At 63.4% G+C, this 10,891-nt stretch carries 10 protein-coding genes and 1 tRNA gene; 5 read left to right on the top strand and 6 right to left on the bottom strand.

The genetic code is table 11. The features are described 5' to 3' along the window. Nucleotides 1–14 precede the first annotated feature (14 nt). The 4 genes from AC3VI7_RS05950 to AC3VI7_RS05935 all read left to right on the top strand — a co-directional run bounded on the left by AC3VI7_RS05950 (nucleotide 15) and on the right by AC3VI7_RS05935 (nucleotide 5,968). Nucleotides 15–1,280 (top strand): nitronate monooxygenase, encoded by a 1,266-nt coding sequence (locus AC3VI7_RS05950; RefSeq protein ID WP_489668035.1) that lies wholly within the window; start codon nucleotides 15–17, stop codon nucleotides 1,278–1,280. 72 nt (nucleotides 1,281–1,352) lie between these two features. Then, nucleotides 1,353–2,405 carry a dihydroorotase gene (gene pyrC / locus AC3VI7_RS05945; RefSeq protein ID WP_489668036.1) on the top strand — a complete coding sequence of 351 codons (1,053 nt, stop codon included), beginning with the start codon at nucleotides 1,353–1,355 and terminating at the stop codon, nucleotides 2,403–2,405. 3 nt (nucleotides 2,406–2,408) lie between these two features. Continuing rightward, nucleotides 2,409–3,908 (top strand): AMP nucleosidase, encoded by a 1,500-nt coding sequence (locus AC3VI7_RS05940; RefSeq protein WP_489668037.1) that lies wholly within the window; start codon nucleotides 2,409–2,411, stop codon nucleotides 3,906–3,908. A gap of 29 nt (nucleotides 3,909–3,937) precedes the next feature. Next, nucleotides 3,938–5,968: a site-specific recombinase gene (locus tag AC3VI7_RS05935; RefSeq protein ID WP_489668038.1), complete on the top strand. Its 2,031-nt coding sequence runs from the start codon at nucleotides 3,938–3,940 to the stop codon at nucleotides 5,966–5,968. Between the two features lie 151 nt (nucleotides 5,969–6,119). Here the strand turns inward: AC3VI7_RS05935 and miaB are convergent, their stop codons facing one another. The 3 genes from miaB to AC3VI7_RS05920 form a co-directional block, all read right to left on the bottom strand. Then, nucleotides 6,120–7,469, bottom strand: a complete 1,350-nt coding sequence (gene miaB, locus AC3VI7_RS05930; RefSeq protein WP_489668039.1) for a tRNA (N6-isopentenyl adenosine(37)-C2)-methylthiotransferase MiaB — start codon at nucleotides 7,467–7,469, stop codon at nucleotides 6,120–6,122. A 31-nt stretch (nucleotides 7,470–7,500) separates the two neighbouring features. Continuing rightward, nucleotides 7,501–7,833, bottom strand: a complete 333-nt coding sequence (locus AC3VI7_RS05925) for a hypothetical protein (protein WP_489668040.1) — start codon at nucleotides 7,831–7,833, stop codon at nucleotides 7,501–7,503. Between the two features lie 77 nt (nucleotides 7,834–7,910). Then, nucleotides 7,911–7,987 (bottom strand) — tRNA-Met (locus AC3VI7_RS05920). A 97-nt stretch (nucleotides 7,988–8,084) separates the two neighbouring features. Here AC3VI7_RS05920 and AC3VI7_RS05915 point away from each other — a divergent pair. After that, entirely contained in the window at nucleotides 8,085–8,888 is an 804-nt protein-coding gene (locus AC3VI7_RS05915) for a mechanosensitive ion channel family protein (protein ID WP_489668041.1), read from the top strand. 12 nt (nucleotides 8,889–8,900) lie between these two features. On the opposite strand, the gene AC3VI7_RS05910 is transcribed toward AC3VI7_RS05915, so the two are convergent. From AC3VI7_RS05910 to AC3VI7_RS05900, 3 genes are all read right to left on the bottom strand, one after another. Further along, entirely contained in the window at nucleotides 8,901–9,308 is a 408-nt protein-coding gene (locus AC3VI7_RS05910) for an FKBP-type peptidyl-prolyl cis-trans isomerase (RefSeq protein ID WP_489668118.1), read from the bottom strand. A gap of 172 nt (nucleotides 9,309–9,480) precedes the next feature. Beyond that, on the bottom strand, nucleotides 9,481–10,035 hold the full coding sequence (locus tag AC3VI7_RS05905) for a flavodoxin family protein (protein ID WP_489668042.1): 555 nt from the start codon (nucleotides 10,033–10,035) through the stop codon (nucleotides 9,481–9,483). 93 nt (nucleotides 10,036–10,128) lie between these two features. Further along, nucleotides 10,129–10,878 carry an HAD-IA family hydrolase gene (locus AC3VI7_RS05900; RefSeq protein WP_489668043.1) on the bottom strand — a complete coding sequence of 250 codons (750 nt, stop codon included), beginning with the start codon at nucleotides 10,876–10,878 and terminating at the stop codon, nucleotides 10,129–10,131. Between the last annotated feature and the right edge of the window lie 13 nt (nucleotides 10,879–10,891).

Here is a 10,891-nt window from a genome sequence, read left to right as displayed (position 1 = left end):
CAAGAAAGTTGACGATGAAACGTTTGGATGACTTCCGCATGCGCATGGGCGACCATGAATTGGTGCCCATCATGATTGGTGGCATGGGCGTGGATATTTCCTCCGCCGATCTGGCGCTGGAAGCCGCGCGTCTAGGAGGTGTGGGCCACATCTCCGACGCCATGATCAAGACGGTCACTGACCGGCGCTACAAGACCAAGTACGTCAAGGCCAAGCAGGCCTTGTACAAGTACAACGCGGACAACGAAAACAAGTCGGACGTCAAGTTCAACCTTGGTCACTTGGCCGAGGCCACGCGCCTGCACGTTGAAAGCACCATGACCCGCAAGCAAGGCAGCGGTTTGGTGTTCATCAATTGCATGGAAAAGCTAACCATGAACGCGCCCAAGGAAACCTTGAAAGTGCGCATGGAAGCCGCACTGACGGCCGGCATCGATGGCATCACGCTGGCCGCTGGGCTGCACTTGGGCAGCTTTGCGCTGCTCGAAGATCACCCGCGTTTCCGGGATGCCAAGCTCGGCATCATCGTGTCCTCCTTGCGCGCTTTGCAGTTGTTCCTGAAGAAGAACGCTCGCCTGAATCGCTTGCCCGACTACATCGTGGTTGAAGGCCCGCTGGCTGGCGGCCACTTGGGCTTCGGCATGGACTGGGCGCAATACGACTTGGCCACCATCGTCACCGAGATCATGGCGTGGATGACGGCTGAACAGCTCGACATTCCCGTCTTGCCGGCTGGCGGTATCTTTACCGGCAGCGACGCCGTGCGTTTCATGGAGATGGGCGGCGCAGGGGTGCAGGTGGCGACGCGCTTCACCGTGACCAAGGAATGCGGCCTGCCCAACGACGTCAAGCAGGAATACTTCAAGGCCGAGCAAGACGACATCGAAGTCAACCAGATCTCGCCCACCGGCTACCCGATGCGCATGATCAAGTCGAGCCCCGGCATCGGTGACGGCATCCGCCCGAACTGCGAGGCCTACGGCTACTTGCTCGACGCCAACGGCAAGTGCGCCTACATCACGGCTTGGAACCGCGAAGTCGCGGCCCATCCGGATGCCAAGCGCGTGGTGGTGATGGACAAGACTTGCCTGTGTACGCACATGCGCAACTTCGACATCTGGACCTGCGGCCACCTCACCAACCGTCTCAAAGACACCACCCTGCGCCAAGCCGACGGCAGCTACCAGCTCCTCAGTGCCGAACACGTCTTCAAGGACTACCAGTTCAGCGTTGACGACAAGATCTTGTTGCCTGAAAGCGCTCAGCTCGCGGTGGGTTAAACCAAGTTCCTACCCCTTCAAGGCGCACAACCGCGAGGTTGAGCGCCTTTTTTTCTGCGACGATCACGCCCCATGAACGCAGCACAGCACTCCACCCCTACCTCGCTCACCCTGACCCGCCCGGACGACTGGCACTTGCACGTGCGCGACGGTGCCGCCATGGCCACCGTGGTGCCGCACACGGCGCGCCAGTTTGGTCGGGCGATCATCATGCCCAACCTGCGCCCACCCGTGACCAGCGCCGCGCAGGCCGTGGCCTACGGTGAGCGCATCAAGGCTTGCGTGCCCGCTGGCGTGGCGTTCACGCCGCTGATGACGCTCTACCTGACCGACAACACGCCGCCTGCGGAAATTGCGCGCGCCAAAGCAGCCGGCGTGGTCGCCTTGAAGCTCTACCCCGCCGGCGCAACCACCAACAGCGATGCCGGCGTGACCGACATCCGCAAGACCTACGCCACGCTCGAAGCCATGCAGCGCGCTGGCTTGCCGCTTTTGGTACACGGTGAAGTGACCGACCCAAGCGTGGATATCTTCGACCGCGAGGCGGTGTTCATCGACCAAGTGATGCGCCCGCTGCGCCGCGACTTGCCTGAGCTGAAGGTGGTGTTTGAGCACATCACCACCCAAGACGCCGCCCAGTACGTCGCACAGGCCGACGCCTTTACCGCTGCCACCATCACCGCGCATCACCTGCTCTACAACCGCAACGCGATCTTCACCGGGGGCTTGCGACCGCACTACTACTGCTTGCCGGTCTTGAAGCGCGAAGTGCATCGCACTGCGTTGGTTCAAGCTGCGACCTCTGGATCGCCCAAGTTCTTCCTCGGCACGGATAGCGCGCCGCACGCCGCGCACCTCAAAGAGCACGCCGCCGCTTGCGCCGGCTGCTACACCGCCTTGAGCGCCATGGAGCTGTACGCCCAAGCCTTTGAGAACGCGGGGGCCTTGGACCAGCTCGAAGGCTTTGCCAGCTTCTTCGGCGCTGATTTTTACGGCTTGGCGCGCAACAGCGACACACTCACCTTGAAGCGCGAGGCCTGGACCTTGCCCGAGAGCGTGGCCTTTGGCGACGCCCAACTCAAGCCGCTGGAAGGCGGTGCCACCCTGAACTGGAAAGTGGCCTAAACCATGACGCTGATCTCCGCCCAAAGCTTCAACGACGCCGACGCTGCCGTGGCGCATGTCCACGCCGTTTATGACAGCGGCATCGCCCACCTGCGCCAAAGCCTGAAGGAGTTTGTCGGCGGAGCCTTGCCCGCTCAACGGGTACGCGCTTGCTACCCCTATGTGCGCATCCGCACCCGCAGCGTGGCGCGGCCCGATTCGCGTCTGGCCTACGGTTTTGTCGCTGGCCCTGGCAGCTATGAAACCACCCTGACCCGGCCCGATCTGTACGACAGCTACTACCGCGAGCAATTCCGCCTGCTGCTGGACAACCACGGCATGGCGCTCGAAGTCGGTTTGTCGCGCCAGCCGATTCCAATTCACTTTTCGTTTGCCGAGCACGACCACATCGAAGGCTCGATGAGCCAAGAGCGGCGCATGCAGATGCGCGATCTCTTCGATCTGCCCGACTTGGGCGCGATGGACGACGGCATCGCCAACGGCACCTTCGAGCCCGCCCATGGTGAGCCGCTGCCCTTGGCGCTCTTTACCGCGCCCCGGGTCGATTACTCGCTGCACCGCCTGCGCCACTACACCGGCACCGCCCCCGAGCACTTTCAGAACTTCGTCCTCTTTACCAATTACCAGTTCTACATCGACGAGTTCATCAAGCTGGGTCATGACGCCATGGCCCAGCAAGACCACAGCGAGGGCAACGATGGCAGCAATGGCAATGGCTACACCGCGTTCATCGAACCCGGCAACGTCGTGACCCGCCGCCAAGGGCTGCCCGCCGAAGCGGGTGACACGCTGGGCGCGGCCCCGCCCCGCCTGCCGCAGATGCCGGCCTATCACTTGGTGCGCCCGGACCGCTCGGGCATCACCATGGTCAACATCGGCGTGGGGCCGGCCAACGCCAAGACCATCACCGACCACATCGCTGTGCTGCGCCCGCACGCTTGGTTGATGCTGGGCCACTGCGCCGGGCTGCGCAACACGCAGCAATTGGGCGACTACGTGCTGGCGCACGGCTATGTGCGCGAAGACCATGTGCTCGACGAAGACCTGCCGCTGTGGGTACCGATCCCACCCTTGGCCGAGGTGCAACTGGCCCTTGAAGAAGCGGTGGCCGAGGTCACGCAGCTCAGCGGCTTTGATCTGAAGAGAATCATGCGCACCGGCACGGTGGCCTCGACCGACAACCGCAACTGGGAGCTGCTGCCCAACCGCGTGCCCGAGCGCCGCTTCAGCCAAAGCCGCGCCATTGCGCTGGACATGGAGTCCGCCACCATCGCCGCCAACGGTTTCCGCTTCCGCGTGCCCTACGGCACCTTGCTGTGCGTCTCCGACAAGCCCTTGCACGGCGAGATCAAACTGCCCGGCATGGCCAACCACTTCTACCGCGAGCGCGTCGATCAGCACCTGCGCATCGGCATGCGGGCGCTGGACATCCTGCGCCGCCAGCGCCTCGATCAACTGCACAGCCGCAAATTGCGCGGCTTTGCGGAAGTGGCGTTTCAGTAACGCCGCCATACCCCTGAAAGAACCCCTCGATGGCCTTGCAGCAGCACCGCTGGTTATCGTTATCGCGCGGCAGCACCTGGGACTTGACCGCATTGCTCAATGCGGTGGACCCGCATGCGCCGCGCGCTGAGCGGCATTTGTGGCTGGTGCGGCTGATGGAGTGGCTGCGCCACGACAACAGCATGCCCGACACCGTCACCCCCGTGGGGGTGCTGCGGTTGCGCCACTTCCTCAACGTGCTGGAGCGCAACCCCAGCTACCGCGCGCCGGTGGCGGCGTTGTTGCAACGCTTGGTGCGTGAAACCGAGGTCGCGGCGCTGTTTGCCGATCTGGGTTTCAGCGCCCGGCGCGAGTTGTGGGGCGACTTGATGGAGCGGCTGCGCATGATGGTGCTGCCCGACACGCCCGACAGCACCGACTTGGCGCAGCTTTTCAGCCTGTTCTTCAGCGACGGGGCCGACGCCGAATGGCTGCGCGCCATCGACGACCCGACCTTGCAGCGCTTGGCCCGGCTGTTCCACGACCCCGACTGGCATCAGCCCTTCTTTGAGGCCATCACCTACTTGGTCAGCGCTATCCGGGCGGCTGCTTTTTTGCCCACGCTGCGCCGGCGCATGGATAGCGTGCTGCTGGCCGAGCGGCCCTTTGAGGAGCTGGTGCGCGCCAGCGAAGCGTTGGTCGAGGATCTGGAGGCGGGCGACTGGGACGCGGCCGAGGACTCGCGCCGTTGGCTCGACGATCTGCTGGCCGATTGCCGCGAAGCCGCAGCCAGCGTCCACGGCCACCTGGAGGCCTACGGCATCTCGGTCGATCTGATGTTCGAGCTGGAGCAACTGCGCCAGCGCACCCTGCGCATCGAAGCCTTGATGGACGCCGTGCTGGCCAAAAAGCCCGAGCGCGCTTTGCTCAACTTGGTGGCCGACTTGGTCGAAGTGGCCCAGCGCCGCCGCAGCCTGCGCGCGCCATTGAGCGAGCACTACGCCTTGCTGGCACGCAAGATCGCCGAGCGCAGCGCCGCCAGCGGCGAGCACTACATCACCCGCACCCGGGCCGAGTACGCCGCCATGCTGCGCAGCGCAGCCGGCGGCGGGGTGGTGATTGCTGGCACCACGTTTATGAAGTTTTTCGTGCTGGCGCTGGGCCTGCCGGCCTTCTGGGCCGGCTTTTGGGCCGGCATGAACTACGCCGGCAGCTTTGTGCTGATCCACCTGCTGCACTGGACGGTCGCCACCAAGCAGCCCGCCATGACCGCACCCGCCATGGCTGCCAAGCTGGGCGAACTCAGTCAAGAACGCGCCGCTGCAACCGGGCCACCGCCCCACCCCGACCCGGCGGTGGAAGGCTTTATCGACGAAGTGACCCACCTCATCCGCAGCCAAATCGCCGGCATCGTCGGCAACCTGATGATGGTCGCCCCGGTGGTGCTGGGGGTGCAGCTGCTGGCGCGCTGGCTGCTGAACGCGCCGCTGGTGAGCATCCACGACGCCGAACACGTGCTGCACAGCCTGACGCTCTTGGGGCCAACGCTGATCTTTGCCGCCTTCACCGGGGTGCTGCTGTTTATCTCCAGCCTGATTGCCGGCTGGGTCGAGAACTGGTTTGTCTGGCACCGGCTCGACAGCGCCATCGCCTGGAACCCGCGCTTCGTGGCCGTGCTGGGGGCCTCGCGGGCGCAGCGCTGGTCACGCTGGTGGCGCGACAACATCTCGGGCCTGGCGGCCAACGTCTCGCTCGGCCTGCTGCTGGGCGTGGTGCCGGTGCTGGGCACTTTCTTCGGCCTGCCGATCGAAGTACGCCACGTCACCCTCTCCACCGGCCAACTCGCCGCCGCCCTCGGTGCCATGGGCACTGAGCTGCTCTACGCCCCCGAATTCTGGTGGTGCATGGCCGCGATTCCCTTCACCGGCGCCCTGAACCTGCTCGTCAGCTTCACCCTCGCCTTCCGAGTCGCCCTGCGCTCACGCGGCCTCCTCCTCCAAGACCGAGGCCGCCTCTACGCCGCCCTCCGCCAACGCCTACGCCAAGCCCCGGGGAGTTTTCTGGTGCCACCGGCGGGGTGAGCCACCCTTAACCGTTCGGGCTGAGCTTGTCGAAGCCCAGCCCACGTGGTGGCATCAGGCCCTTCGACAAGCTCAGGGCGAACGGGTCAAAAGGTGCTCCCCTCGCCCGCTACAGCGGGAGAGGGGCCGGGGGGATTTCGAGTGCGATGCCTTAGCGCACCACCACCTCGCCACGCAGCGAGTGCGGCATGGCTTGGGTGATGCGCAGGTCGATCATCTTGTTGATCAGGCGGGCGGCGTGAGGGCCGGCGGGGAAGTTGACGATGCGGTTGCAGTCGGTGCGACCCATCAGTTCGGTCGGGTCTTTGCGGCTCGGGCCTTCGACCAAGACGCGCTGGACGGTGCCGACGCGTTGTTGGCTGATGGCGAAGAGGTTGGCTTCGATGGCGGCTTGCAGCATTTGCAGGCGCTCGATCTTGCGTTCGTGCGGGGTGTCGTCGTGCAGGGCCGCCGCCGGGGTGCCGGGGCGCGGGCTGAAGACGAAGCTGAACGAGGCGTCGAAGCCGACGTCTTCGATGAGCTTCATCATCTTGGCGAAGTCGTCTTCGGTCTCGCCGGGAAAGCCGACGATGAAGTCGCTGGCGATGCTGATGTCGGGGCGCACGGCGCGCAGCTTGCGCACGGTGCTTTTGTATTCGAGCGCGGTGTAGCCACGCTTCATGGCCGAGAGAATGCGGTCCGAGCCGTGCTGCACCGGCAAGTGCAGATGGTTCACCAGCTTGGGGATCTTGGCGTAGACGTCGATCAGCCGCTGGGTGAATTCGTTGGGGTGGCTGGTGGTGTAGCGGATGCGCTCGATGCCGGGAATCTCGGCGACGTATTCGAGCAGCATGGCGAAATCGGCGATGTCCGACGTGTCACCCATGCGGCCCCGGTAGGCGTTGACGTTCTGGCCCAGCAGGGTCACTTCCAACACACCTTGGTCGGCCAACCCGGCCACTTCGGTCAGCACGTCTTCAAACGGCCGGCTGACTTCCTCGCCACGGGTGTAGGGCACCACGCAGTACGAGCAGTACTTTGAGCAGCCTTCCATGATGGAGACGTAGGCGCTGCCGCCCTCGACCCGTGCCGGGGGCAAGTGGTCGAACTTTTCGATCTCAGGGAAGCTGATGTCCACCTGCGGACGCCCGAGCTGGCGGCGACGCTCCAGCATTTGCGGCAGGCGGTGCAGGGTTTGGGGGCCGAAAACCACATCGACGTAGGGCGCACGGTCGATGATCGCCGCCCCTTCTTGGCTGGCCACGCAGCCGCCCACACCGATCATCACGCCCTTGGCTTTGAGGTGCTTGATGCGCCCAAGGTCTGAGAAGACCTTCTCTTGCGCTTTCTCGCGCACCGAGCAGGTGTTGAAGAGGATCAGATCGGCCTCTTCGGGGTTGTTGGTCGGGGTGTAGCCCTCGGTAGCGGCCATGAGATCGGCCATCTTGTCCGAGTCGTATTCGTTCATCTGGCAGCCAAACGTGCGGATGAACACCTTCTTAGAAGCGGTGGTAGCAGTCATCGGGAGGGAGAAAAAAGAAGCGAAAACCGACTCAGGGCCAAGGGCGCTGAAGCTCATCAGGGCGCAGCAACCACACTTCGCTGATTTGGCCCAAAGCATCGACGCTGTAGTTCACGGTGATCTTTTGCCCCACCAGCGCGCCACTCATGACAAGCATGTTTTGCAAGCCGTGGATACGGGCACCGGGCGAGAGCCGGGCGGGGTTGGCGTTGATCAAAATATCGGGCGGCTGCACGACTTGTAACTCACCGCGCAGGGACTGCTCCGGGAAGCTGCGCTGCACCAGATCTTGGGCATGCACAGGGGCGTGAAGGAGGGCCAGGAAGAGCGTCCAACCAGCGAGATGGGCAACACAGCGGGGCATGGTTTCAATCCAGGGGCTGCGAGAGTGCTTGTCAAAGCACAACGGCCCGAGAGGTTGAGTCTCGGGCCGATACATTTTGGTGGCGCTTCAGGGATTCGAACCCCGGACCTGCGGATTATGATTCCGTCGCTCTAACCGGCTGAGCTAAAGCGCCAAGAGACCGACATTATAGCCATAAATTCTTTCTTGTCATCCCCTATTTTCAAAGCTACTGTGGCGTTCCTGTCACTTTGACTGAAAGCGCACTCCCCATGGACTTTTCAACCATTCAGCATTTTCTCGGCGACACGCTGATCAATCTGCTCATCAAGATCGTCGCCGCCTTGGCGTTTTGGGTCATCGGCCGCTGGCTCATTGCTCGGGTCAGTGACTTGGTTCACGCGGGCATGAGCCGCAACCACGTCGATCCAACCCTGACCAAGTACTTGGGCTCGATCGTTACCGTAGCGCTCAACATCGCCTTGGTGCTGGGCATTCTGGGCTACTTCGGCATCCAGACCACCTCGTTCGCGGCACTGATCGCCGGTGCCGGTGTGGCCATCGGTGCGGCTTGGAGCGGCTTGCTGGGTAACTTTGCCGCTGGCGCTTTCATGCTGGTGCTGCGGCCCTTCAAGGTCGGGGATTTCGTCGCCATCGGCGGCATCACCGGCACCGTGAAGGAACTGGGCTTGTTTGGCACCACCATCATCACGCCGGACAACGTGCTGACCTTGGTCGGTAACAACAAGATCTTTGGCGACACGATCCAGAACTTCAACGCTCTGCCCTATCGCCGCGTGGACCGTCTGGCCCAACTGGCGGGGGGCGTCGATCCGCTGGATGCGATGGAGCGCCTGAAGGCCGCTGTGGCCAAGATCCCGAACATCGCCCGTGAGGCCGATGTGATGCTGATCGACCTGAAGGCCGAAGGCCCGTTGATCGCCGTGCGGCCCTACACCGCCAATCAGCACTACTGGCAAGTTTGGTGCGATACCAATCTGGCCATCGTGCAAGTCTGCACCGAGGCCGGCTGGCCGGCCCCGGGGCTGTTGCAGTACGAAAAAACCGTGAGCTAAACGCTCTCCGAGTTAGCGGCGGATGTCGAGCAATTCGACCTCGAAATCAAGGGTGGCGTTGGGCGGAATGACACCGCCACCCGCGCCTGCTGCCCCGTAGGCGATGCTGGGGGGGCAGGTCAGCTTGGCCTTGCCGCCCACCTTCATACGCTGCACGCCTTCGGTCCAACACTTGATGACACGGTTGAGCGGGAACTCGGCCGGCTGGCCGCGCTTGTACGAGCTATCAAACTCGCGCCCGTCTTGAAAAGTGCCCCGGTAATGCACCTTGACCACATCGGTGGCCGCTGGGCTGGCACCTGTGCCGTCTTTCAACGATTGAAAGATCAAGCCGCTGGGGGTGGTGACCTTGGGCGATCCAGCCACAGCGGCTGAAGCGGCTACCACAGCGGCGGGGGCCGACGCAGCAGCCACTGGCACCACGGGCGCACCGGCGGGCGCAGCGTCCGCCGCCAAGGCGGCACCCGCAAAGGCAAACGCGGCAACGAGAAACAACGGGGCTTTCAATTTCACGGGAGAACTCCAGACATCAAGGGTTGAGCGGTTTCGGGTTGAAATCGGTCGGCATCATCCCCCGTGAAGGGCCTCGACGTCAAACCAGAAGAGCCAAACCTTCATGGATGCGTTGGCCAAAAGCCCGGGCGGTGGCCAAATCACCCGCAGGGATCTCGTCCACGCTGGCATCCGAGGGCGAGACCGTCATCAGACCGCTGAAGGAGCCGACAAAGTTGAGGTCGTCGCGCACCGCCGCCTTGCTGTTGCTCGGCATCATGCCGGTGCCGATCCAGAGCATGCTGTGCTGCTGGCTGAGCGTGAAGAGGTAATGCAGGGTCGAGAGCTTGTCGCCGTTCATCGTGGCCGAGTTGGTAAAACCGGCGGCGAGCTTGTTCTTCCAGACTTGGGTGAACCAGGGCTTGGACGACGCATCGGCAAACTTTTTGAACTGCCACGAAGGGCCGCCCATGTAGGTGGGCGAGCCGAAGACGATGGCATCAGCCGCAGCGAGCTGCTCCCAGCCGCCTTCGGGCAAGTTGCCTTCAGCGTTGATGGCCAACAACGCGCCGCCACTGCCTTCAGCGACGGCTTGAGCGATACGAGCGGTGTGGCCGTAGCCACTGTGGAAAACGATAACGATCTTCTTGCTCACGACAGGACTCCAAGGGAGAAACGATGTCGTGAACTCTAGCGACGCTTAGCCCATCGACCGTGGCACGGCCTTGATGGCAAGGTTCAAGAAGATTCAACCTGCGGCGGCGGTGGACGCCGCGTAACGCGCGATCAGCGCTTGCAGGCTCACGGGGCCGGGCGTCTGAGCGTCGCCTTGATCAAGGTCGTCCATCACGGCCAAAGCACCCGTGAAATCGCTGTTGGCAAAGTAGATGCTGCGCGTGATGAGCGCCGGCACCCCAGCCGCACGGGCCGCTTTGAGGCCCGGAGCCGAGTCTTCCATCGCCAAGGCTTCGTGGGGCTCAACGCCCACATCGGCCAAAGCGCGCAGATAGACCTCGGGATCGGGCTTTTTGTGCTCGACATCTTCGCCGCAGACCACACCCGCAAAGTAGTGCTGCCAATCCTCGCCCAACATACCGCGCAGCAGCGCGTTGACATTGCTGCGGCTGGTGGTGGTGGCGATGGCTTGGCGCAGGCCTTGCTGATGGGCTTGTTCGATCAGGCGCTTGACGCCTGGGCGGGCTTGGATACCGCCTTGATGCACCAACTGTGCGTAGAGCTCGTTCTTGCGCCGATGCAGCGCCAGCGCCAAGCGCTCGCGCTCGACCTGTTCCCGAGGGGCCTCGGGGCGGGTCTCGAAATCATGCAGCATGCGCTCGCGCCCGCCGGTGATATGGAGCAGCTGGCCGTAGGCTTCGACATCCCAACGCCACGACAAGCTGAACTCCTTGAACGCCATGTTGAACGCTGCGCGGTGACCGTCACGCTCGGTTTCGGCGAGTGTGCCGTCCACATCCCAAAGAAGAGCGCGCAGCGTCATGAGGCGTCCTTAT

It is taken from the genome of Leptothrix toolikensis (SeqCode) (assembly GCF_057922285.1).
This window is presented reverse-complemented; position numbering and strand designations above follow the sequence as displayed.